The 24,583-nt window shown below is 49.3% G+C and carries 19 protein-coding genes; 7 read left to right on the plus strand and 12 right to left on the minus strand.

Going from position 1 to position 24,583, the window contains the following annotated elements; genetic code table 11:
* Positions 1–5 precede the first annotated feature (5 nt).
* The 3 genes from ACN0YR_RS21820 to ACN0YR_RS21830 all read right to left on the minus strand — a co-directional run bounded on the left by ACN0YR_RS21820 (position 6) and on the right by ACN0YR_RS21830 (position 3,889).
* Complete coding sequence (locus tag ACN0YR_RS21820) at positions 6–1,235, minus strand: efflux RND transporter periplasmic adaptor subunit (protein ID WP_417851329.1); 1,230 nt, start codon at positions 1,233–1,235, stop codon at positions 6–8.
* On the minus strand, positions 1,228–2,724 hold the full coding sequence (locus ACN0YR_RS21825; RefSeq protein WP_417851330.1) for an efflux transporter outer membrane subunit: 1,497 nt from the start codon (positions 2,722–2,724) through the stop codon (positions 1,228–1,230). Before ACN0YR_RS21825 ends, ACN0YR_RS21820 begins: the two co-directional genes overlap by 8 nt.
* A gap of 598 nt (positions 2,725–3,322) precedes the next feature.
* Positions 3,323–3,889: a hypothetical protein gene (locus ACN0YR_RS21830; protein ID WP_417851331.1), complete on the minus strand. Its 567-nt coding sequence runs from the start codon at positions 3,887–3,889 to the stop codon at positions 3,323–3,325.
* A 186-nt stretch (positions 3,890–4,075) separates the two neighbouring features.
* Between ACN0YR_RS21830 and ACN0YR_RS21835 the strand changes: the two genes are divergently transcribed.
* Positions 4,076–4,681, plus strand: coding sequence for a sulfatase-like hydrolase/transferase (locus ACN0YR_RS21835; protein WP_417851332.1), 606 nt, complete (start codon positions 4,076–4,078; stop codon positions 4,679–4,681).
* A 310-nt stretch (positions 4,682–4,991) separates the two neighbouring features.
* Positions 4,992–5,786 (plus strand): sialate O-acetylesterase, encoded by a 795-nt coding sequence (locus ACN0YR_RS21840; RefSeq protein ID WP_417851333.1) that lies wholly within the window; start codon positions 4,992–4,994, stop codon positions 5,784–5,786.
* Positions 5,787–6,082: 296 nt separating this feature from the next.
* Here ACN0YR_RS21840 and ACN0YR_RS21845 read toward each other — a convergent pair whose 3' ends face one another.
* The 5 genes from ACN0YR_RS21845 to ACN0YR_RS21865 all read right to left on the minus strand — a co-directional run bounded on the left by ACN0YR_RS21845 (position 6,083) and on the right by ACN0YR_RS21865 (position 11,369).
* Entirely contained in the window at positions 6,083–7,513 is a 1,431-nt protein-coding gene (locus tag ACN0YR_RS21845) for a hypothetical protein (protein ID WP_417851334.1), read from the minus strand.
* A 51-nt stretch (positions 7,514–7,564) separates the two neighbouring features.
* Positions 7,565–7,948 carry a hypothetical protein gene (locus ACN0YR_RS21850; protein WP_417851335.1) on the minus strand — a complete coding sequence of 128 codons (384 nt, stop codon included), beginning with the start codon at positions 7,946–7,948 and terminating at the stop codon, positions 7,565–7,567.
* Positions 7,945–9,474 (minus strand): PQQ-binding-like beta-propeller repeat protein, encoded by a 1,530-nt coding sequence (locus tag ACN0YR_RS21855; RefSeq protein ID WP_417851336.1) that lies wholly within the window; start codon positions 9,472–9,474, stop codon positions 7,945–7,947. The genes ACN0YR_RS21850 and ACN0YR_RS21855 overlap by 4 nt, the downstream gene beginning before the upstream one ends.
* A gap of 65 nt (positions 9,475–9,539) precedes the next feature.
* Complete coding sequence (locus ACN0YR_RS21860) at positions 9,540–10,520, minus strand: DUF1559 domain-containing protein (RefSeq protein WP_417851337.1); 981 nt, start codon at positions 10,518–10,520, stop codon at positions 9,540–9,542.
* 438 nt (positions 10,521–10,958) lie between these two features.
* Positions 10,959–11,369 carry a hypothetical protein gene (locus ACN0YR_RS21865; protein WP_417851338.1) on the minus strand — a complete coding sequence of 137 codons (411 nt, stop codon included), beginning with the start codon at positions 11,367–11,369 and terminating at the stop codon, positions 10,959–10,961.
* Between the two features lie 255 nt (positions 11,370–11,624).
* Between ACN0YR_RS21865 and ACN0YR_RS21870 the strand changes: the two genes are divergently transcribed.
* The gene (locus ACN0YR_RS21870) at positions 11,625–12,056 is read left to right on the plus strand and encodes a Fur family transcriptional regulator (protein WP_417851339.1); all 432 of its coding nucleotides are present in this window, start codon (positions 11,625–11,627) and stop codon (positions 12,054–12,056) included.
* A 110-nt stretch (positions 12,057–12,166) separates the two neighbouring features.
* Here ACN0YR_RS21870 and ACN0YR_RS21875 read toward each other — a convergent pair whose 3' ends face one another.
* The 4 genes from ACN0YR_RS21875 to ACN0YR_RS21890 all read right to left on the minus strand — a co-directional run bounded on the left by ACN0YR_RS21875 (position 12,167) and on the right by ACN0YR_RS21890 (position 17,881).
* Complete coding sequence (locus ACN0YR_RS21875) at positions 12,167–14,299, minus strand: sulfatase (RefSeq protein WP_417851340.1); 2,133 nt, start codon at positions 14,297–14,299, stop codon at positions 12,167–12,169.
* 619 nt (positions 14,300–14,918) lie between these two features.
* Positions 14,919–15,434 carry an anti-sigma factor family protein gene (locus ACN0YR_RS21880; RefSeq protein WP_417851341.1) on the minus strand — a complete coding sequence of 172 codons (516 nt, stop codon included), beginning with the start codon at positions 15,432–15,434 and terminating at the stop codon, positions 14,919–14,921.
* A 283-nt stretch (positions 15,435–15,717) separates the two neighbouring features.
* Positions 15,718–16,527: a Crp/Fnr family transcriptional regulator gene (locus ACN0YR_RS21885; RefSeq protein WP_417851342.1), complete on the minus strand. Its 810-nt coding sequence runs from the start codon at positions 16,525–16,527 to the stop codon at positions 15,718–15,720.
* 445 nt (positions 16,528–16,972) lie between these two features.
* Positions 16,973–17,881, minus strand: a complete 909-nt coding sequence (locus ACN0YR_RS21890) for a hypothetical protein (RefSeq protein WP_417851343.1) — start codon at positions 17,879–17,881, stop codon at positions 16,973–16,975.
* A 659-nt stretch (positions 17,882–18,540) separates the two neighbouring features.
* Here ACN0YR_RS21890 and ACN0YR_RS21895 point away from each other — a divergent pair.
* The 4 genes from ACN0YR_RS21895 to ACN0YR_RS21910 form a co-directional block, all read left to right on the plus strand.
* Positions 18,541–20,235 (plus strand): glutamine--tRNA ligase/YqeY domain fusion protein, encoded by a 1,695-nt coding sequence (locus ACN0YR_RS21895; protein ID WP_417851344.1) that lies wholly within the window; start codon positions 18,541–18,543, stop codon positions 20,233–20,235.
* Between the two features lie 76 nt (positions 20,236–20,311).
* Entirely contained in the window at positions 20,312–21,652 is a 1,341-nt protein-coding gene (locus ACN0YR_RS21900; RefSeq protein ID WP_417851345.1) for a PQQ-binding-like beta-propeller repeat protein, read from the plus strand.
* Between the two features lie 20 nt (positions 21,653–21,672).
* Complete coding sequence (gene pyrF, locus ACN0YR_RS21905; protein ID WP_417851346.1) at positions 21,673–22,611, plus strand: orotidine-5'-phosphate decarboxylase; 939 nt, start codon at positions 21,673–21,675, stop codon at positions 22,609–22,611.
* A gap of 288 nt (positions 22,612–22,899) precedes the next feature.
* Positions 22,900–24,583, plus strand: a 1,684-nt coding sequence (locus tag ACN0YR_RS21910; protein ID WP_417851347.1) for a neutral/alkaline non-lysosomal ceramidase N-terminal domain-containing protein, incomplete at its 3' end; no start/stop codon positions are given.

The following is a 24,583-nucleotide window of genomic DNA, read 5'->3' on the forward strand; positions in this document are numbered from 1 at the left end:
GGCACTCAATCCAATACCTCGCCTGAATTTTCGGTTTGAATCGGTGTCGTAGCGGCCTTTCGCAGTCCAATCCCTTCTGCAACTGTTGCGAGATTCGTGATTACAACTTCGTCTCCCGAACTTAATCCACTTTGGATGTAGGCATCTTCACCATCTCGAAAAACGATCTCTACGCGGCGAATTTCCAGCTTGCCATCTTTCATGACCCAGACAGTATCCCCTTCATGAATGTGTTCACGGTTTAACTGAATCACATCTTCGATGGTTCGACCAGTGATATGAGTTTCCATCAACGTTTCGAGAATCAGTGGAGGAGCATCTGATTCCAGTGAGAGAGGATCTTGCACTGTGATTAACACACTCGCAAGTCGTGTCTGCGGATCCAGAGTTCCGATCATGCGAGCGACCGTCCCGGTCCGTGTGACTCCAGCGGGCCAACTATCGGAATTTCGAAGTATGACTTCTGAACCACGCTGGTCTTTGTCTTGAAACTGAATCCATTTCAAGTGACGGATGGGAACAGATGCCATAATCCAATATTCTTCGACACCAACGAGCCGGGCAAGCTCATCACCTGGTCGAACTTGCGATCCGACATTGACCGAACGGCTCATAACATGCGCGTCGAATGGGGCGAAGATTTCGGTCCGTTCCAAGTCCAGTTTTGCACGTTGAACGGCTGCTTCAGCGGCACTCACTTCAGCACGAATCGATGCAATTTGTGGTTCTCGCAGGACCAGTTCGCGATCGGCACCCTGGATTGTACCTTCGAGCAAAGCGAGTTCCTGTTTGGCGACTGATTGACGTCCTTCTTCGATTTTCAACGATGCTTGGGTCTGCTGCAGTTCGCTTTCTTTGATCGAGACAGCATTCTCAAAATCCGCAGGGTCGATCTTTAAGAGAAGGTCGCCTTTCTTGATCATCCCTCCCGGAACAAGCTTCGGCCCCATGAGAAGAACTTGTCCGCTAACACGAGGACTGAGAATAACATCGCTGGCTGGTTCGACCGATCCCAGCACAACAATCTGTGGTGAAAATGCCCCACGTTGGACTGTCATCGTCTCAACCAGCGCTGCCGATTTCCGTGTCGATTCAATCTTTTGAGCTGTCGGCTCGGTTTGATTGATCACCACAACCGCCGCAACCGAGGCGCTGATAATTCCGAGGCAGATAATGATCGTAAGAATGATGCGAACCCAACGCCACTTCGGTTTTGATTTCGGCGAATCACTCATCGACAATGATCTCAGGAGGAGAAATTTCTTCGTCTAACTCTAATAAATCAACAACTTCAGTTGGTTCGTTCGAGTCAACTTCTACAGTGGAGGGAACATCAAAGGTTGCGGGAGCAGTCGGCTCAAAGCTTCCTGCCAGGGCGAGGTAGAGTTCTACACGATTTTGTATCAGGTCTAGTCTGGCGGACAAGACTTCACGCTGCAAGCTCTGCTCAGACATAATTGAACTAAGCACGTTCAGGTAGTCAACCTCCTGAATAAAATAATACCTGCGGAGAATGGGCGTGGACTTCTCTGCCTCTTCCAATTGGGCCTTGAGGCGATCAATTCGTTCGAGGATATAACGTTCACGTGCGAGTGCGTCTTCGACTTGTCTAAACGCAAGCAGCGTTGTTTGGTTATACTCGGCGAACCGCTCTTGCACGATCGCATAACGTCGATCAACTTCGGCGCGACGCTGACCGCCATCCAGCAGCGGACCAATCAATTGACCACCGAGACCAACAGCCCATTCCTGGAAGAGCTTTTCAGGACTTTTTGCCAAAGACGTGAGGGACGCAGTAAGATTCAATCGTGGATATTGGGCGCTCACAGCCGCTGCGAAGTCATAGTCGGCTGCCGACAATTCCAGAAAAGCACGACGAACGTCTGGGCGACGTTGAACCAGTTCCGCAGGAAGTCCGGTGGCTGGCGCAGCTGGCAGTTCAGGTAAATTTTCCTGAGTCTCATATGTCGCTTCCTGAGGTGGATGCCCCAAGAGAACTGCGAGAACATGTTCAAGCAGTTCGATTTGGAGCTGAACGACGACCGCCTGTTCACGTGTCGATTCGACAAGTTGTCTTTGACGAAACACATCGGGGCCGCGTCGAATTCCTCCACCGAATGCAGCTTCCAGAAGATCAACCCCGGTCTGGTTCGTCCTGATTTGCTCATTGAGCAAAGCCAGCTGAGCATGAGCTTCGATCAACGCAAACCATGTTCGTGCAATTTGACCGGAAAGATTTAAGGCAACGGCGTGATAGTCAGCACCTGTCGCAGCAGCTCTTAAGTTTTCTCCTTCGACTCGATATTCGATTTCTCCCCAAAGGTCCACTGGATAGTTGAGGTCGACACCAAGTGCATAGTCCGCCCGATCGGGACCGTTCGTGAAAAAAGTGCTTTCTGTTTCAAGAAACCCGTTCACATCAGGGAAAAAATCGGAAGCTTCACGACGGGCAAGTGCGTTTGCCGCATTTATTCTTTCTACGGCAGCTACTAAATCAAAATTACCCTGGAAGGATAATTCAATCAATGAGTTCAGTCGAGAATCTCCAAACGTGAGCCACCAGTGATCTGGAGGAATCATTTCACCGCTCGATGAAAAAGGCGGCTCTGAATTCGTTTCCCAAAAAATAGCCGACTCACGAGAGGCGCACCCCATCCACAAAAGGTGTACGAAGAAAACGATCCACCTGTGTCGACGAGCCTGGAATTGTTCGGAAATGGACATGCGAGGCGATACTAGCCCGATGCCGAATTTCCCCTCAATATAAGAACCCGGTATCATCCTCTTGATGCAAAATATTCAGCGTTGGATGGCACAAACTGCCGGAATGACATGAGTCGGAACTGTACAGATCGCCTCCGAACATTTCGTTTGAACTTACTCACTTCGACCTCAACGCAACCGATTTGCATCGGCAAACAGCCTTGAGTTATTTTGAAATTTGACTTGAATCATTATCTAATCACAGAGACTCCCCAGAAGAAACTGCCCCCAAATATGAAGAAGATTTGTCGAGCAGAAACGCTGCAATTTACGTTCAGATTTGACCGAAGTCGTTGACATCACCCACCTTCGGTGAGTTGTCGCTGTAAGAGGAATGGTGAACTCTACAGAGGGACATCGGTGAGGAGCGAATCGTCGTCAAATCGATGCCTTCCACAGCCTGCGAAGCGTTCACTTCGTGGCAAATTTCCATACTCAATTTTTGATTCAGTGCGATGTGAAACTCAGGTCGGTCGCATCATTCAGAACGAGATTGGCGGAGGTCGTCTTAGAATTGAGCATGTTGAATCTGGTAGAACTGAAAGCTTCTTAGCTGCTTCTACTCGCCCAGATTCTCATCAACGATTCTGGCCAGCATCTTCTTTGTGTAATGCATTGGCTCATCTGCCATCTCATGATTGATGTTCCACTGTCGTGGGAACAGAATCGCGTCCCCACCATTCATTTCAAACTCTTCACAATGTCGCTCGTAATCATCAATCAGAATCCGGTTTCGGCCAGCAAGCAATCGCTTATTTGGTGTAAGGATATACCGACGGAATCTCTCTCCGAACATCAGCTTCAGAGACTCTAGCTTACCCTTTAATGAATCGGAATTGCGGGCTGGAGAGGACAAGATGTACCACTCGCTGGAGTTTTCCTCTACGAGATCCACGAGCTCGTGAAACCACGGGTACACTGGCATCTTCCCCCAGAAGTGGTGTCCGTGATGACTGACCTTTTCCCACATTTCATCCTCTGTCATGCCGATTTGTGCAGCAATGTTGCGAACGGCTGGTGCCAGTCGTTCGTCGATGTTGGGGATGTTCAAAACTTTGCCAAATGCAGACACAAAGTCAAACAAGACCCCGTCCATGTCGAGGTAGATGATTGGTTTTTGTTTCATGGTGATATTGTTTCTAAGTCCTCTCCGCAGAGGACCGCTGTACGAAAATGCTCTCAGTTTTCTAAGTTAGTTGGAGTGAGTCGCTCCCAACATTGGTGATGTTAGTCGATTCTTGTCAGCTGTGGGTAAGCTTTGTATTCGATGCGGCTGTGTGTGGTGACCCATCCCCTTGTGCGAGGAACAGCCATGGATCAACAGATCGGTCGCCTGAGAACGAAATTACGCGAACTCGGAATCGAGAAGAACACTGCGGTTTTCTTTTGCAGCGATAACGGTCCCTCCGATGGTTTAGCGAAAAAAGGTGTCGCCTCCGCCGGGCCTTTCAAAGGTCACAAGCACATGATGTATGAAGGAGGCGTACTGGTTCCTGCCTGTGCTGAGTGGCCTGGCGTCATTCCTTCTGGAAGCTCAACAGACGTGCGATGCAGCACGGTTGACTACCTTCCGACGATTGCTTCAATTGTGGGCGACTCAATGGTAACGAAGGGTTCTCGACCTATCGATGGAATTGACCTGATGTCAGTGATTCGTGGTGAAGTCACGAAACGAGAGCGAAGTTTATTCTTCGGCTATCGCAGGTTGCACCAGGGTATCGACGGTCAGGCGATTATTTCCGGCGACTGGAAACTGCTCCGAGAAGCCAAAAAGAATGGTAAAATGAAACTGTTTAGAGCATCTTTCGAATTGGTTTGCAGGTTCTGCCTCGTGGCGAACAGCATTATTACTAGAGAAACGCGTTCTTCACGGGCACACGGTAGAGCAAACTGCTCTAGAACTGGTCCTGAAACCTGATATTGCTCACTCAAACGTTGAGACAAGCGGCTATTCCAGAGGTTTTCGGACTGGTTCTAATATCGCAAAAGACCCGTTTGAGGAACATGACCTGTCCAGTGAATTTCCAGATCAGATGGAACAGCTTCATAAAGAACTAAAGGAGCTTGATGCAAGTTGCCAGCGGAGTCGAGACGGAGCAGACTACCGCTATTGATCTGCATCCTTGCCGCTTGTTCTCGGCTTTTAAAGTGTTAACAAATCAAAGGCATACGAGACGATAACAACTCTTCCTGAATTGAAATGCATCGTGCCTTTGGTCTTCTTTTGCATGGCTTTCCAAACAGTCTCCGTGGCAGATGATTACGACGTCTATCTACTTGCAGGGCAGTCCAACATGGACGGTCGAGGACTTGTGAGTGAGTTGCCTGAAAAGCAAAAGCAACCGATAGACGACGTCATTATATTCTACCGGAACGTCTTCAGTTCGAGCGATGGCTGGCAGACCCTCGCCCCTGGATTCAGCGTCCCTCCGAAATACCGAGGCAAACTTCCTTCGCCAACATTTGAACCCGAAATTGGTTTTGCTCGTTCGATGTTGCAGAACAAACCTGAACGCAAGCTGGCACTCATCAATGGCTCAAAGGGAGGCACCAGTCTGCGAGCTGACTGGAAGCCGGGAATTGCTGGAGACGAAGAGACTCAGGGCCCTTGTTACCGCAACTTCATCAAATCGATCCAGATAGCAACAGAGCAGTTGCAGCAACGTGGAGATCGTTACACGATTCGCGGATTGCTTTGGCACCAAGAAAAATCGGATTCGAAGTTGAGAACCGACGTTTATCGCCGCCGACTGAATGAACTCATCGTCCGCATCCGTGAGGAGCTTCGAATTACCTTTTGCGTGAGACGACAAAAAAACTCGTCGGCAGGTAGGACAAGACCTGACGACGAGTTAGATAACTACAGCCCGCGTGAAGATGTTGCTCTCCACATCGACGTCAATGTGAAGCTCAACGACAAAATTATGGACGAGAATTTGACAATCGTAAACAAGGACACGCCCCATTTCGTTGAATCTGAGAAATTCCCCGCCGCTGAATTCGGTCTGCGTCAGCATGTTTAGTTTTTGCAACAAGATTTCTGGGAAATCGCTTCGAAAGATTCAGTCGTTAGGGATTAAAATGATCTGAACAAATGTAATGATTGATCCGGCAGATTTCAGACGTGGCGCCCTCAATAGCGTGTAAATCAACTACTCATTTTTAAAGTGTCAGCTGTGGGAATGCTGGCTGGAAAGTCATTCACTCGAATTTCCCGGTAGAGTAGCGTGCTCTACCGAGTACCTGAGAAGGTCGCGTTTCATCAATAAAATTGTTTTTCGCCACGAGGCAGGTCCTGCAAAACAATTCGAAGGATGCTCTAGTGGAAATCCATCCCGCCGATGTTTGTAATTGCAGAAGGAGTTCCGCCAGCCTGAAGTTTTGCGAGGATTTCCAGGTTGTAGAGTGAGAGCACCCAGATGGAACCGTCACCCGGGTTCGTCAGGCAAGCGTATTTGCCATCGGGAGTGAAGCAGATCGAATGGTGTCCGTGGTGACCTTCAATCTTGCTCGGTCCAACTTCTATCGTTTTCGAAACTATGGCATCTGAGAAGTTACGGTCTCCGTCCGGATCGATATCAATGATCGTCAGCTTCTCAATTCCTTCGCCCTCCTTTCGATCCTGAAAGACGAATGCGTACCGTTTACCGGTGCTGGATTGAATGACTTTCGGCGTCACAAGTGATAGACCGTCAGCAACTTCGATTGGAACTTTAATTACTGCAGGCTCGGAAGACTCCGCATTCAACAGGCATAAGGCGGACGAGTCCGTAGTTCCGGTCGTAAAAATGATCCAGTTGCGGTGATTGACAAATGAACCTGTGCGTAGTGGCTTGTCCGTCTCCTTGTCTTTCCCGAGTGAAATGTGGTGAACCTTCATCGAGTCGGGAGTCTTCGTGAGATCAGTGTCTGCCTCTGTCCAGCAGATTCCATCAGCGGGGGCAAAGAAAACACGACCGGAATTGACTGTTGCTCCATGAATGACTCCGGTAGGGAGATGGAATGTGTACGCGAGACTCGTGTCATTGGGTTTACTGAGGTCGACGACATCGACGCGTCCCTTGTTGGGACCGCCACCATCGATCCAGGTCGAGTAGCAGACCTTATTGTCTGCTGCCGCCATCGTAATGTGGTTTCCTCCTCCAGAATGAAATGTTCCCGGATCTTGGGTTTTAAATTCATTTGGCAAAAGGCGAGTAAATCCATTCTTCGAGTCATTTGCCAAGTAGTAGTTTCCATCGTAGGAATAGAGATGGGCTGGATTTCCTTGATCTTTGTTGAGGCGACTCACCTGAATTTTGGGATCAAATTCATAAGTCCAGTCTGAGTGGTCACCGTGTGGCTCTTCGATCACACCGGTATCGATGGCGACCCAACCACTTTGAAACTTTCCGTCATCATTATCCCGAACGCCTACCAGCAATTTCCCGTCAAGAATTTGCATTTGCACGAGATCTTGTTTCTCGCCATCGAGCTTTGGAAAATCGGGGATCTTTTGCGCATCCAGATACCACTCTTCTTCTCCCTTTGCCAAGTCAGCCCACTTCAACGAATCCTCTTCTCGATCCTGCCAGAAAAGCCTGGTCACGCGATCTCGCTTCAATGGAATGTCGGCTTCTGTTAATTCGCGAGATTCACCTTCCGTTCCAGTATTGCCACACCCTGAAAGTGCCAGCGATTGAGATGCAATTACGAGTAAGACTGACAGCTTTGTCAGATAGGAAAAGAAATTTTTATATGCAGTTTTCATAGTTCTTGTTCAACAGATTTTTGGAATGAAATGTGTAAGATGGTTTCGAATTCAATTTGAAAGTGGTGAACCGTGACCTTCCCTCAGCGAGGCTTTTCTGCCATGGAATTGAATGTACAGCCACTCCAGTTGCTCAGTTCCGTGTCGAACCCAGTAGAAGCGTTTGACTTTTTTGGTGTTCGTGTACAACGTCGGTTCACCTCGAACGACAGAACCTTCTGCGAGTGAGGGATGTTTCTTGAAGTACGCTGACAGATGGAGGAGTTCTGCGTCCGAAAGCTCTTTAGACTTTGTCCATTTGACACCGGCCTCTTCGAACTCTTGAGGAAGTGTGAAAGATTCCTCATCTAAAATGGTTGTTGTGTTCCCTGGCGAACAACCATAAAGCCCATAGCACAGAAGCAAACACGAAATGAATCTTCCGATCAGATTCATGGCTTCACCTCTTCTGTTTCACGGATTGCGTAAACCCGAGTCCCAGTTCTAACGACAATGGTTCCGTCTGCGGCTGCGATGCCATAGACGATCGGGTCTCGTGCTCCTTCTTGTGAACCTTCACGTCGTTTACGAAAGCTTTCTTCCATCAATTTCAGTTCTTCGGCATCGAGTGTGCCGTCAGCGTTTAAGTCCACACGCGGGAACATCGCCTTGAACTGATCTGGGACTTCTTCCTGGGCGAGAATTCCGTCATTGTTTGCATCACCCTTGAGAAGAGTGGCAACCATTCCGCTTCGGCGGCCCCCACCAGAAGAGTCATGCTCGTCGGTTTTTTGATGTTCAAGGTATGTCTCTGGCTTGGGGGGATTCGTCACGTCCCAAAGTTGATTGGTAGCCACTCTCTCAAAACTCCAGCCAGCTTTGATGACGACAGTTTCACCACTTTTCCCAAAGAAATAGAGATGCCCCTCAGCGACCAAAGGTGTCGCCCAGCATTCGACACCAAGACGTTTGGTGTAGTGTGACCGACCAGTTGCCAAGTCAAGGCAGGAGAGTACCCCCACCTTGTTGAGGTAGTACACACAGTTCGCAGCGATGACAGGGCTGGCATAATCGCTGACAACTTTGTCCGCTCTCCAGCGGACGTCAAATCGGTCATCCTGTAATTGCAGGCAGAAGTTCGATCTCGCTGCCTCGGCTGTCGAGCCAAACTCGGGAAGTCGCGAACCGATGAGTAAATGAGCCCCGTCGAATGTTGGCGACGGCACCGAATTCCCTTCGACACCGTCGATCTCCCACAGTTTGGTTCCTGATTCGGTGTTGTAGCTCGTTATCGATCCAGAGGAACTGATGACCACACTTGATTCGTTGGTTCCATGGACGATGATTGGAGAGGTCCAGGAGTTGCCGGAAGGTCGTTCGACCTGCCAGCGTAACAAGCCTGTTGGCTTTTCAATTGCAATAAGAGAGGACGGGCCGCGATGTTCGAGGTTTAGAAAAATCAGGTCAGATGTCTGAGCGGGGGAGCTTCCGAGCCCATGATTATTCTGGAAGGGACCATACTTTTCGGAAAGGTTTTGTTGCCAAAGCATTTCTCCTGAATGTGAGTAAGCAACAAAGTCTCCTCCTTCAAAAAATGCATAGACCCCATCCGCGTCGACTACCGGTGTCGGAGCCGCTCGCGAATGCATGTAATTCGATTCCGTCTGTGTCGAGGAGTCAAATTGTCCGCTCCAGATTTCTTTACCGCTGTGCAGATTCAGGCAGGTGATCCGACAGACTTCTTTCATTGGTCCGACGACTGAAGTCAGATAGATCTTGTCCTCGAATATGACTGGTGTCGACTGACCGTAGCCAACCAGTTCCCGTTGCCAGGCAATTCCTTCGGACTCCGTCCACTCAGTCAGAAATGAACCTGACGCTGTCGAGAGTCCGCCGTTTCGGAACGACGTCCAGTTCTGCTGCTCAGGCAAGTCTGTTGCGAATCCTGTTGATTGACTCAACAAACAGGATGGAAAAAACATAATCTTTAGTGCGTGACTATTCATAGATCGCTATTCCGATAGAAATGAATCGTGGAAGAAAAATGTCAGAACTCGCCGAGTACTTCGCCATCGTTGCGAGAGAAAAGGTTGCGAAGCGTTTCCAGGTCAATGCTCTCACTGACGAACCGCACACTTCCGTCACACAGAGACAATTGCGCGCCTCCAACGTGAGTACTGCGAATTCCTGACAAGATTTCTCCGTGATGAGAGTGGTCTGGAGTTTCGGAATTGGGAGCGAGGTATCCTTGCACAAGACTGTGGTATCCCGTTGAGAGGCTCCAGGCACCAGCCCGGCGTCCTTCGTAGTTACTGGCGGGCATGCCTAAGATTGCAACTGCGGTTGGACTACAAGGAGCACCGCCACTAACACGCTCAAGCTGACGTTGCGGATCTTCCAGAGTTGAAGTGTCCGGTCGACGGTTTCCGAAAAGAGTTTCTCCCATAAATACTGTGTTGCTGACACCGTCGGTCAGGTCGCGAAATTTCGTTTTCGATCCTCGCCAGAAGAGTCCGTCATTAAGACTTGAGCAATAATCGACACCGCGTCCCGAGCCACCATTCACGAGATAGTTACTCCCGGCCCATTCATTTCCGGTGTCGTCAACATAAATTGGCTCCCCGGCATCACTTGGGCAAAGTAATACTGAAAGCGGCTTCTTGACCACGTTAGAAGCGACGGGATTCACCATTGGTTGCCATGGTAATCCGACCTGCAGCGGCTCAGTGAAGTCAAATTGGTTGTACAGGTTTCCTTGATCAATGTACGGCAAAATTTGAGATAAAGCGGAGTACCCGTATAACGAATCGCTCGCCTGATTTGGGAATACACTATGAGTATCGTGATAGTTATGTAGTGCAATTCCGAGTTGCTTCAGGTTGTTCTTGCACTGAGTTCTTCGTGCCGCCTCGCGTGCCTGTTGCACTGCGGGCAACAAGAGAGCAATTAAAATCGCAATGATCGCGATAACAACCAAAAGCTCGATGAGCGTAAATGCTCGTCTCGCTTTCCAGGAATAAAAAGTCATGGTGATTTCCCTGTGTGGAGATAAGATCGTTGAATAAATCTGAATGAGAAATTGACTCTGCCCGGCGCATACCGCGATCGCACTGAATCAAGATGTTTCAAAGGAACTCCGCTACGGAGGCGCGGAACGAAGGACTGGTCGGACCTTGTTAGTGCCGATCACCAACCGCAACGGAGATTCCCAGGAAGACACAGTGACAGAACAAACGGAGACGGATTACAGGCAGTTACTACAGCGTTCAGCTGTTCGAACCTGTCCCGGCAGAACCGTGAATGATGAGGTGGCAAAAGTGGAGCGGAGAAAGCTTTAATCGCTCCATTTGACGAGAACACTAACGTTCACAAGGCAGTCTTCACTCATCGCGCAGCCACACCGCAAGGGCGTGCGATGCTGACGAATTGCTCGGAAATGTAATGCTTGAAAGCGTACTCGTCTCCGCTAAGCTGGCGGAGCTCGAGATTGGTAGAAGCCGACGATGATCGTACAAGGGGACTCAGCAGAGAATGGAGTTGCGAATCCAATAAGTTGCTCGTCGGATTTCGACATCGCCATTTCTGGCGTTGATTGAGCCTGGCTGAACCACTGACAAATCGGGCAGTTCTCCTCATCATGAGGTGGAGCCGCAGGGGTATCAGACGATTGAGAGTCAGCATGGTGATCATGGCAACAATGATCACTTGGCGTAGCGTTGAGTTCAGTAACTTCACAACTGATAGCAAGAGAATGGTGATGATGGCCGCAAGTTAAACCATGCCAAACCGTTCCACCGGTCCAAAGAATTGCATAGAACCCGATCAGCGACGCGAAGCCGTAGCGATAAGCAGAATATGATCGGGCGCAATGACGCATTGTTATTGACAAGTTCTTATTTTGCGGCCGACCAGTCGCGTGCGGTGATTATCGATAATCACCGGGAGAAGTCAACTGCACTAGCAGTAGTTTTTGCAATTAGTTTGCATCTGGCTTTGAAGAGAATTCAGCATGAATTAAGATCAAACTTCCTGTTGAGAACTCAAGAAGATTGTGTTCATTGCTACAACATCTGATCTGATTGATCGACGGGATGTCTTTGGAAGTCAGCAAAAATTTGCTAGAGAAGTGTCCATGAGGAAAACAGAAGGGATCGCCGAAAAACAGATTCGCGAAGTCGGTCTCCGCCACACCGCTGCACGTGCTGCCGTCTTGCAGGAACTCATCTCAGCTGACGCCCCGCTGAGCCACGCGGAACTGACAGGTCGCCTCAAATCATCGGGGATAGATCAAGCGACCATTTTTCGCAATTTGAACGATCTGGCAGACGCGGGGCTGCTCTTCAAAATTGCTCTGGGTGACCAGGTCTGGAGATTTGAATACAGTGATCCTGCGAACCCCAAACGGAAAGCCCACTCTCACTTCTTATGCACACAATGCGGAACGGTAGCGTGCCTCGAAGAGGTCAATCTCACCTCCGCGACCATGCAGCGGACTAAGAAGCTCGGTCACATCGATGAAATTTTCCTGAAAGGGAAATGCGTCACATGCCATATTCAGGATTAACAGCCGAACTTCCTCACAGAGAGTGACTTCTTTCCTGGGAATCGAAACTCTCAGTCAGTCGGCCACTATCGATGGGGGACTTCAATGCCAAGCAGGCAAAGTGATGAACGTTATTGGTCGATCTCTGAGAGACCTTCCTTCCACATCGGTCTGTGTGGTGGATAGTATTTGCTGAAGTAGTTGGAGTAATGGTAATACGCCAGTTGATTTTCTCGCCACATTTCAACTTTATCAAGCAACTGTCGGGCCAGTTCAGGTTCTTCTTCAATGATATCGTTGGTCTCACCTGGATCAGTTTTGAGATCGTAGAGATGCACATTCTGCCAGTGATGATCTTTCATTAACTTCCAGCGACCACCGAGAATGACTGCTTCTGCTTCGTTGGAGCAGTTATTCACATGAAAGTAAAGTAAGCGATCTTCGAGAGGGACTCGGTCCTCAGCGAAGATGTCAGTCCCTTGAAAATTTGGATGCGGGTTCCAGTCGAGCATGCCCAGGACGGTTGGGATGACATCAATATGTTCCAATGGATAGTTATCGGTTGCAGGTTCCAGGTATTCAGGAGCACGGATGATGGTCGCAACATGAATCATCGGTTGAACAGGTTTCTGGGCGTGCCCGCAGTACCCGTTTTCATTGAGCGCTTCGCCGTTCTCACCCAACACAATCAGGATGACATCATCCAGGATCTTTAGTTTTTCGAGTTCTCGAACCATGCGACCGATCTGGTGATCACATTGGTGAATCCCGTTGTAATAAGCATTCTTCACTTGAGGGGTTCTTTCCTCGGGGTATTCCATAAAACTCACATCTGCTGCGAGTTCTGCAGGTTGAAAAGGTTGCTCTTCATCTTCAGGGACTTCATAAGGAAAGTGAGAAGACTGGAAGTTCATACTCAGGAAGAATGGTTCATCAGCTTCGACCTTTTCATTCAACCAGTCGAGAGCACGATCCATCGTCTGGCGATCTTCAAGCTTGCCAGTAGTGAGTGCTCCGACACGAAGTTCATGTACAAAACCGGGATCGCGTTTAAACGATTCGTTATCAATCTCTGGGCGTTTGTTGATGCCACTTCTGGCAGCGTCGTAGAACAGATCTAAGGAAGGGGTTTCCAGGAATTGATCCATGTTCCCCCAGCCTTCATTCTGAGAGGAAATAATAGCTGTGGAATATCCCACTTCCTTGAAGAGGTCAAACGCTAAAGTTTTCGGCCAAGGGTCAGCAGTCGTGTAATAATGATGCTCGCGAGTTCGCAGTGGATAAAGTGAAGAGATAATACAAACATCCGCATAGTCAGAATGGGTGCTCTGTGAATATGCTGAAGTAAACTCCACCCCCTCTCTGGCAAGACGATTAATGTTCGGAAGAACTTCTCTTCCCTGATGTTTCAGGTGAACGGTATCAGCTCTTAAAGATTCGACTGCAAGAATGATCACTGATGGTTTCTTGGTGTGAGGCAGTGGTGGCGACCATTTCTCATCTAGAGAAACCAGGTCACCTTCTTCAATAACAGGTTGTATTGGCTCCAGGAAGAATTGCTCTGCTGCCGAGAGTGATAGTGTCGTGACAGGGTGCATTCTGGTTTTAACGATTTGATACCAGGTCGCTCTCCGAATACGACTGCCATCTGAAGCAATCACCCAGGATGGAATCAACAAAAGTATCGTGACGAGTTGGAAAGCAATTCGGCGAGAGGTTGCATACTTTTTAGGATCAAGTTCCAAGCCTTTAACGGACGTGAAATAATTCAGCAACCTGGAACTCAATATGAAGCATCCTGCGACGACTAAAAGGGTCGTCGCTAGTACAATTTTCTCTGACTCGGTGAGATCCCTCCATATTGACATTGGAGGATTGATAATCAGAAATCGATAAGCCTCCAGATTGGCGAAGAGTCCAACTTGTTTAAAGAGACCCCAACTACAAATATGTAACAGGAGCAAAAAACAACCTAAGAGTCCGATGCTGGTTTTTATGATGGTATTTTGCCACCAAGGACGGTTCTCAACCTTCTTTAGTAATCGGCCAACGAAATAAATTCCCCAGCTGGCAGTCAGCCAGAACCACATCAACCAAAAGAGGACGACCCAGGGAATTGGTCCTCCAGCCTGGAACGGTTGTCCAGGGGAGATCAGCAAGATACTGCATTCAACAGCCATCATTAGAGTGCAAAGTATGGCCAGTCGCATCGTGGGAAAGACGTGAGCGACTGCACTTTGGACGTTTTGATGGAACGTATTCATTTGCTTTGATCTTCTACTGGATTCAAAATGTTGAAGTCTGCAACCATAGTTCACCAACAGGAAGCGTAAGCGAATCTTGATGCGTCAAGGTTTTTTTTTAAAAAATTTGTCCGATTACAGCGATGATTCTGGTCACAGTGGCTTCGTAATCACTATTTGGCATGGTAAAACGCCTGTTTCGCTGGTTTTTCTGGCGACGTTGGCATGCCGCCCCATTTCAAATCCAGATGTCGTGAGAGTCTCACCGGTCGATAATGGACGAAGGAGACACTGATGACGAAGCGACAAAGACTTCAGTCTGTACAGATTGTGAAGCAGTTACGCGAAGGCGAAGCAATGTCGGCAACTGGGAAGACTTTGGGCAAGAGCCTCGGCCAGTAATGTAAGAATGGCCAAGCGATGGCGAACGAGCGACGAACACACCTGGTTGACTGAGGTCAACGATTGGTTCAGGACATGGTGACTTCTTTCCTGAGAATCGAAACTCTCAGTCAGTCGCGATTAAAGCATCTTTTGGAGTGGTCTGCAGGTTCAGCCTTTTTGCGAACAGCAATATTATTGATGAAACGCGTTCTTTACAGGCACACGGTAGAGCAAACTGCTCGAGCAGAGAATTTTTTTAGCGGCTAGCTAACGTCACTGAGGTTGGCAGGTCAGAGCTTGTCTGTTGCGAGAGATGGCATGGTTCGGCAGATGTGTTGAGAAGAACTGGCGGAACGACCTGATTCGATTCAGCGTTAGCACGGAGATGCTCTACGTGGTGCTTACAGCGAGGACAGCGAGCGAGATGCTCTTCAAGACGTCCGGCGACTAGTGCGCTCAGGTTTCCCGCCACGAAATCTTCAGCACGATCGAAGACTTCCTGACAAGCAACACCCCGACCTTGGCCAGGCCGACCTTGATGAGGTGGAAGACCAGATGGGACTGACCACAGTGTAACCGCGAAAAGCAAAATGAGCGTCCCACCGACCGCAGCGGCTTCTGCCAGTTGCTTTCTGCGTCGCTTTGCCCGCACGGTATTCAGCATTCCCAGGATTTCCCCAGAATTGCACTGCTCCCAACCTTCTTCCACTCCATGTAATGGTTTGGGAGCAGTTGAACTCGAATCAAATTGTGCTTGGTCGTCGTGTTGCATTGATGAATTCACCGGGACGATTCTTCGAGAGATCGGGTTGTGCTCTGACAAAATCTATAAGGGGTGTTATCGTTGGCGGAAATGACTTCAACAGATTTTGTCGATGTCGTAAGGGGGTTGTAAGTTTCTTTGATGCGACCTAAACATTGAGTGGGAGATCGTGTTCACATCTTTATTATCGGTTGAACTGGAATTTTGGTCTGTGAAACACACCACAATACTGTGGGATGAGGCAGAAGTCCTGCAGATTTGTATGATGAATCGCGGATGTCGATCTGTCGATTCAAACTCCATATCGAGCGGGGCGTCTGTTGCGATTGATGAATGGGCTGTCGACCGGAATGTTCGGAACGCCCATTTCAATACTCCGTGCGAGGCGTTCAATTTGAGTCAAAATGATCTGACGCCTTTGAATGATGATGCTCCCTTCTGCCTGCAGTTCTCCGAGCACCACTGTGACTGTTTCACGAGTGCTGCCGATAATGCTCGCGAGTTCCTGATGCGACAGCTTGATTCCTAAGCGGACTCCCTCGGAAATCCGGGTCCCGTACTGATCGGCGAGTTCAACCAGGAGATGCACCAGCCGTTCTCGATTCGACCGAAACAGCAACGATTTCAGGCGTCGTTCGATCCGTTGCCGGCGGAATCCCATCAGTTTGGTGACTCCCAGTGCGACCTCGGAGTGCTGTTCCATGTAGCGCTGGATCACTTCTTTAGGGATCTTAATGAGCGTTGATTTCTGCATCGCTTCAGCGAATTCTTCACGACCGCCTGCGTCGAAGACGGCAAGCTCGCCAAAGATTTCTCCCGGCTCTATGAAGGCGAGCAGAGTTTGCTTTCCGTCGGGGGTGATGTGATAGAGCTTAATTCGTCCAGAGGTGAGCAGATATACGGATTCTCCATGATCGGCTGGCATGTAAATCATGCCTCCTTTCACGAAAGTCCGCGATCTCGACTGAGATTCCAGTTCCTGCACATGTCTTTCAGAGAGTTTCTCAAAGAGAGGGCAGTTTTTGAGGTACCAGAATTTGTCTTCCATGCCGCAGTAAACCCTACTCGAACCGATCCGAAAACTCTTGATCCCCTCTGACATTGAGGAAACACGTTATGACATCGATTTCTGGACCAATTTTAGAGCACTTTCGTGCTTTTGTGTCCGTTATGAGTGCTTTTCAGCTGCTGAATAGCTCATTTCGACGTGACAGAAGGCGTACCTCTGATGCAAAATTGCTATGAACAATTGAGGATTTTGTCAGCGATTGCGAGGTCATCGCTTGTCATGTCAATTTTCGGATAGGTATTTAGTTCAATTTTCTTGTGCGGGGTGAATCGTTTGTGGCTGACTTTTCACAATACCGCACTGCCACTCCGTGGACAATCCCATACCTTGCATGTAATGACTGAGATTGATTTCAATATCAGTCGTATTCAGCGGCGGAATTCTTACTCTGATTTTCTTGCAAATTTCAGAAAAAATGTTTTTGAAACTGATCTCCCCTCCCCAGGACAGGATTTCACACGATTCCTGGGCAGTGGTTCTACCGGCCGATACTTTTGATCACTTCCATGAAGATTGCTTCGTAATCATCCCATTTATGTGATGGGCATTTGCAAATCACGTTGTACTGGAAATTTGTTCCGGTCAGCGTCAACCGATAGGCTTTTTTCTTACTGCCGAAGCCTTCTGTGCCGGTGAATTCAGAAAGCCAGCCGACTCCATACGGGACTTTGAATTCTTTTCCGGGGAGTTCTTCAAAGTCCTTGAAGTCAATGGAATAGACTGTCTCTGCCATAAACTCATGGACAGATTTGGCAGGCGGGTCTTCTTCCACTTGTTCACCGGGGATGATTGGCCCTCCAGATGGAAGTGATGCCATCGATCCAATGGAAGCTCCTTTAGGATTGTGGCGTATAGAGATATACGCCGTTCCGTCCTCGAAGCTTGCGAAAGGCGGACGTCCACCGCTTCCGCCCCCTTCTTTCATCTCCCAGTCGGATGGATATTTCACTGAAAATCCACCCAGCTCGTGCTTGAAAGTGCTGTACTGGACTTGAACGGGCGCTGCAGGTGCTCTGTCGCCCATTGATTGAACCGCAAAGAATCCTCCCACACCACCAACGACTAGAAAGGCTACGACACCAATGCCGATATAGAGCCCTTTCTTTGATTCAGTTTTTGGAGAGGCTCCCGATTTTTTTTTCTTCGGGCTACTTTCGCCACCTTTTTTACGGCGAGGTGGAAGCGCTGCCGGGGCTGCATCATCTTCTAAACCAAAATCCATCGAAAACGGATCGTGCTCTGCGGGAACTTTCTTTTTTGCTTTCCTCGCTCCCGGAGCAGGGACTTGCAGAGGTTTCTCGCATGCTTTGCACTTGAACTTCTTGCCAGCTGCATCGTCAGGAACTTTGTAGACTTTTCCGCAAGAGCACTTGAACGCAATGGGCATTTCGTATTCCGTATTGAGGAGAGCTACTGGTTTGGGAAGAGTCGCTGATGAATGGTGATCAGTGATCAACGAAAGGGAGTTCAACGAAGTGAAAATTCAAAAAGGAGATGCCCAGTTTCCTTATCAGAAGATATCCGATACGAAGATCCTCTGCAAAACATTTGGATGATTTCTCTAGAGCATCTTTCGAATTGGTTTGCAGGTTCTGCCTCGTGGCGAACAGCATTTTTACTGGAGAAATACGTTCTTCACGGGCACAAGGTAGAGCAAACTGCTCTAGTAAAACGAGGTCTTGCGATGCTCCTCCATTTGTAAATCTGCAGGCCTAAACAGCCCACCTGAGTTTGCGGCGAACCTCTGTAAGGAGCATGTTCTCATAGCTACGAGAGCCTGAGTGCAGTTGTTTGACTTTGAATTAAAACTGGAAAGTTCATTTCTTTCATTTTAGAGCATCTTTCGAATTGGTTTGCAGATTCCACCTCGTGGCGAACAGCATTTTTCCTAGAGAAATGCGTTCTTAACGGGTACACGGTAGAGGAAACTGCTCTGGAGCATCAATTCTGATGGATTCGAGCACAGTTCGGCAAGTGTCCATTTTTGTTCTGTAGTGAGTTCTGTAAAATCGCCCCTGTCATATTGAGCCTTCAGGAAGGAACCAGATGTCCGCTGCTTCAGATCACAACGAAACGGAATCCCCGAAATTGGATTTCATTCGCGAAATTATCAACAACGATATCGAATCCGGAAAACACAACGGGCGTGTCCAGACACGGTTTCCGCCCGAGCCGAATGGATATCTGCATATCGGTCACGCTAAGTCGATTTGTCTGAATTTCGGCATTGCCCGGCAATTCAACGGCAAATGCAATTTGCGTTTTGATGATACCAATCCGACGAAAGAGGATACTGAATACGTTGATTCGATTCAGGACGACGTCCGCTGGCTCGGTTTCGAATGGGACGCACTCCATTTTACTTCTGATTACTTCGAGCAACTTTACGACTGGGCATGTGACCTGATCAAAAAAGATCTGGCTTACGTAGATAGCCAATCGTTTGAGGACATCCGAACCCAGCGTGGGACGGCCAACGAACCGGGGACGGAAAGTCCGCATCGAGATCGATCGGTTGATGAGAACCTGACACTCTTCAAGAAGATGCGTGACGGAGAGTTCAAGGATGGAGAGCATGTCCTGAGAGCCAAAATCGACATGGCCTCCAAGCATCTCATCCTGCGTGATCCTTTGCTCTATCGTATTCGACATGCTGAGCATCACCGCACAGGTGACAAGTGGTGCATCTACCCGATGTATGATTACGCCCACGGTCAAAGCGATTCGATTGAGGAAGTGACGCACTCGATTTGCACGCTTGAATTCGATACGCATCGCCCGCTCTATGATTGGTTCATTGAGAAACTGGAGATTTACCCTTCAAAGCAATATGAGTTTGCGAGACTTAATCTCACGCATACCATCATGAGTAAACGCAAGCTTTTAGAGCTTGTCGAAGGGAAGATGGTCGAAGGCTGGGATGATCCTCGCATGCCGACCATCAGTGGATTGCGTCGACGTGGGTACACCCCCGAATCAATTCGCAAGTTTTGTGAAGAAATCGGGATCACACGATTCAACGGAATGACCGACATGGTTGTTCTCGAGAACGCACTTCGAGCGGATCTCAATAAACGTGCGGAGAGACGGATGGCTGTCCTTGATCCAATCAAGGTTGTCATCACAAATTATCCGGAAGGGCAAGTTGAACAACTCGATGCTGTTAATAATCCTGAAGACGAATCCGCTGGCAGCCGGAAGATTCCATTCGGGCGAGAGCTGTACATCGAGCGAGACGACTTCATGGAAGACCCTCCAAAGAAATTCTTCCGGCTTGGTCCCGGTCGAGAAGTCCGCCTTCGCTGGGCTTACTTCCTCAAGTGCGAAGACTTCGTCAAAGACGAAAATGGCGAGATTATTCAGCTCAACTGCACTTACGATCCTGCAACCAAAGGGGGGAACTCACCTGATGGGCGCAAAGTCAAAGGAACGATCCATTGGGTGCATGCGGGGAGTGCTGTCGATGCTGAAGTTCGGTTGTATGACCACTTGTTAAAGATCGAAAACGTTGCCGATGTTCCCGAAGGGACTGATTGGAAAGACTCGATCAATGAAGAGTCGTTGACGGTTCTTAAAGGGTGCAAACTGGAGCCATCACTCGGTGAAACTGGGCACGATTTTCCTGTTCAGTTTGAACGCAAAGGGTATTTCATCGGAGATCAAAAAGATTCAACCCCAGAAGCTCTCGTGTTTAATCGAGCAGTTTCACTCAAGGACAGCTGGTCCAAGAAATCCCGATAAACCTCAACCATTCGGCAGCACGCTTCGTCTGTGATGTGTGCTGCTGAATTTTATTATTTAGCGTAGAAGTACATTCATGAAAAAGATTGTCTTCGGAATTTGTTCGCTCACCGTATTCTTCGGTTGCGGTGGGGCACCGAACGTGGAACCGATCAAGGCGTCTCCAAACGTCAGCAGCATCGCAAAGCCAATCAGCTTTGGTGAGCAGGACTGGCCACTCTGGCGCGGTCAACACCAGAACGGTCTCAGCCCGGAGCAATCCGCGCCGTTGAAGTGGTCGGAAACGGAAAATGTCATCTGGAAATCACCAGTCCCAGGAAGAGGGCATTCATCTCCGAGCATTGTTGGTGATGATGTTTTCCTGACGGATGCGGATGAAAAACAGGAGACGCAATCCGTAATCTGTTTTGATCGAACAACCGGGAAGCAAAAATGGTCAACCGTTGTCAATTCCGGCGGAATTTCAAAGAAACACCGCAAGAATTCCGATGCCTCTGCGACTCCCGCAAGTGATGGGCATTCTGTTTTCACAGCCTTCGCCAACCATGATCGATTGCAGGTTGTTGCCCTTGATTTTGATGGAAATGTGATCTGGGATGTGGACGCCGGAGAATTCAAGTCAGAGCATGGTTACGGTTCATCTCCGACCTTCCATGAAAACTTCGTCATTGTAAATGGTGACAGTCGTGGAGGTGGTTTCATCGCGGCATTGGACCGAGCCACTGGCAAAATCGCCTGGAGGAACAGACGTGAAACAACGAGCAGGCATGGAAATTACTCTACTCCCGTTGTGGCAACCTTGGCTGGCAAACCACAGTTAATTCAACAAGGCTACGGAAGAACTGTCAGTTACAATCCTGAGACTGGTGAAGAAATCTGGCGTGTGGATGGCCCTTCAGCGGTCACCGCAAACACGGTCGCGTTTTCTGACCCGTATGTCATCGTGAGTGGGGGCTACTCCGAGAAAGTGACAATGTGCATTCAGGCCGATGGCACAGGTGACGTTACTGACTCACACGTGAAGTGGAGTAACAGCCGCAATATCGCTTATGTTCCTTCCCCGATCATTGCTGACGAAAACGTCCTGGTCCTCTCCGGTGAAGGAATTCTGACCAGCTACAACTTGCAAACCGGGAAACGAAACTGGCAAGAGCGAATCGGCGGAAACTTCAGTGCTTCTCCTGTTCGTGTTGGCGACTATTACTATATCACCAACGAAGAGGGACTCGTGACAGTCTTCCAGGCTGGCGAGAAGTACGAAAAAATCTCAGAGAATCGTCTCGAAAGTGCTGGTGGGATGGCAACCCCTGCTGTCTCCGGTAATCAACTCTTCATTCGGACGGACAGCCATCTCTATTGTCTCGGACAGGCTGAATCTGTTGAGCCGAATGGCATCACTCTCAATCACTCAAATTGAAATCAAGCGGAAGATCATACATGGCCTCCTATGTCGAGCGTCTGCATCAGGCAATCCAAAAAAAGAAAACTCCTGCACTCGTCGGACTCGATCCACGTTGGGATCAGATCCCTGCCGAGATCCAAAATTCCGCAGATGCGAGTGGAGGAACATGTGGAGAGATTCAGGCGAAAGCGTTCGAAGAATTCTGTTTAAGAATTATCGATGTCGTCGCTCCTCTGGTCCCAGCAGTGAAACCGCAATCTGCTTTCTTTGAAGCTTGTGGTCCTGCGGGAGTCCTCGCCTTGCGCAACGTCATTCAAGCAGCTCGACAGGCTGGATTACTTGTCGTTTGTGACGCCAAACGTGGAGACATCGGCTCGACCGCACAGGCGTATGCGGCAGCTTATCTCGCCGGCGAGGATGCAAAGTCGGCTCCGTTCGGGGCCGACTGTTTGACGGTCAATCCTTACATGGGTGTCGATACGCTGCAACCGTTTGTGGATCGAGCAAAAGAGGTCGAAGCTGGTCTGTATGTGCTTGTTCGGACAAGCAATCCGGGGGCGGGCGATTTTCAGGATCGTGAAACAGACGCGACGAAACTCTTTGAGAATGTTGCTGACCGTGTGGAAGCTCTCTCGCAGGAGATGGCAAACGGCAACGACTATAGTTCTATAGGTGCCGTCGTCGGTGCGACCTATCCGAAAGAACTTGATGAGCTTCGAAAGCGAATGCCACACACACCGCTGTTAGTTCCGGGGTACGGAAGCCAGGGGGGAACCTCAGCTGACGTTGCAGGCGCTTTTGATCACAATGGTCTCGGAGCGATTGTGAATTCTTCACGGGGAATCATCTTCGGTTTCCGCAGTGGAAAACTGGCTGAGGAATTCGGCGAAGAAAAATGGGAAGCCGGAGTCGAAGCAGCAACAAAATTGATGATCGAAGACCTGGCAGTGAACACGCCTGCTGGAAATTTGTAATCGACACCATCAACAGCATCTTTTGAGTGCGGATTTCACTGGTGATTATCCGGAGACGAACTGCTTGTCGTCGCCTTGAAGATCTGTTTCGCGACTTCAATGTCTGCTTGCTTGGATTTGGAGCGTGAAAATCGATCCCGGATTTGTTCATTCAGGTGACGAATTCTCAAAGCGGGCAGCCTCCGGAACATAGATCGTTCACTAATACGGCTCTATACTTTTGATCGCATTGAGTGCATAAGGGAAGAATCGCGCTCATCTTCAATGGTCCTCAAAGGTATTGAATCGATGTTCACAAAGAGATTGCTGTTTCTAGTCTTGGTTGGTTACTTCGGGCTGTTTGCCTTTGAGGAAAATTCGCTCGGTGCTGATGAAGCTGTCGTCGCACCACAAGTTTATTCTGTTGGAGCTGCGCGGGCTGACGTGACACCCAACACGCCGGTCCGCTTGAGCGGATTCGGATTTCGTCGAGAAGAGTCTGAAGGAATCCAGTCTCCAATCTATGCACGCGCGCTTGCGATCGGAACCGACGAAGAAGGTCCAACGATCTTGATCACTTTGGATTCGACCGGGATTTCGGATGCTGTTGTCACCGAAGTTTCGAAGCAACTCGCACAGGATGGAATCTCTCGTGAGAAATTCGCAATCACGACGACACATACCCACACAGCACCGATGCTCAAAGGAATCCTCCCGACACTGTTCGGGCAACCGATTCCCGATGCGCATCAAAAACATATTGATCAGTACACAAAGGAGTTGACGGAACACCTGGTCGAAGTCTCACGGTCGGCGCTCAAAGCACGTCAGCCAGCCGAGCTTTGGTGGGGAACAGGACAAGTCGCCTTTTCGAAGAATCGTCGTAGCCCTGAAACTGGTCCAGTTGACCACGGCTTGCCGGTACTTGTTGCGAAGTCGACCGATGGAAAACCGTTCGCGGTTCTGGCAACGTATGCCTGTCATGCGGTGACGCTCTCTCATAATCTCGTTGGTGGAGACTGGGCTGGCTTCGCTTCGGAAACCATCGAGCGTATGCACCCCGGTGTCGTCGGCATGATTTCAATTGGTTGCGGGGCAGATCAGAACCCGATTTCTGGGGTCACAGGTGATAAAGTCGATATCGCTCAATCGCAGGGATTGGAATTGGCTACGGAAGTTGATCGTGTGCTGAAAAATGCCATGAAACCGATTTCAGGTTCCCTGACCGGTCGCATTGAACGTTTCAATCTTCCACTCGCTGAGCTACCACCTCGATCATATTGGGAAGAGCGAGTCAAAGTCGGCAGTTACATCGGGCATCACGCTCAGGTTCAACTGGACACGCTTGACCGTGGCGAAGAACTCGCGACATCAGTTCCGTACTCCGTGCAAACAATCACGTTTGGCGAGAGCTTAGGAATGGTTTTTCTTCCTGGTGAAGTTGTGGTCGATTACGCCATTCGCCTCCGCAAGGAATTTGATCCCACACGAGTTTGGGTGATGGCATATGCGAACGACACTCCTTGCTATATCCCTTCTGAGCGTGTGCTTCAGGAAGGGGGATATGAAGGTGGGAGTGCAATGACCTACTACAATAAACCGGCCAAGTTAGCCCCCGGAGTGGAACAGCTGATCTTCGATTCCATCACTCGATTACTTCCCGCCTCCTACAAGAATAAACAAACGGCGAAGGCCGATGCCGGTCTCCCTCCACTTTCCCCGGTACAGTCGTTGAGCCGTCTCACTTTGCCAGCTGACTGGACTGCTCAGGTTGTCGCTGCCGAACCGTTGACGATTGATCCAGTCGCTTTCGATTTCGGACCTGATGGGGCGCTTTGGGTCTGCGAAATGCATGACTACCCGTCTGGACTCGCGGGGAACTTTGAGCCAGGAGGAAAAGTTCGACTCCTGAGAGATGTCGACAATGATGGAATTTATGACAGGTCGACTCTGTTCATCGATAACCTTCCTTTCCCCACGGGAGTCACTGTGT

It is taken from the genome of Thalassoglobus sp. (assembly GCF_048270125.1).
Taxonomy (GTDB): Bacteria; Planctomycetota; Planctomycetia; order Planctomycetales; family Planctomycetaceae; genus Thalassoglobus.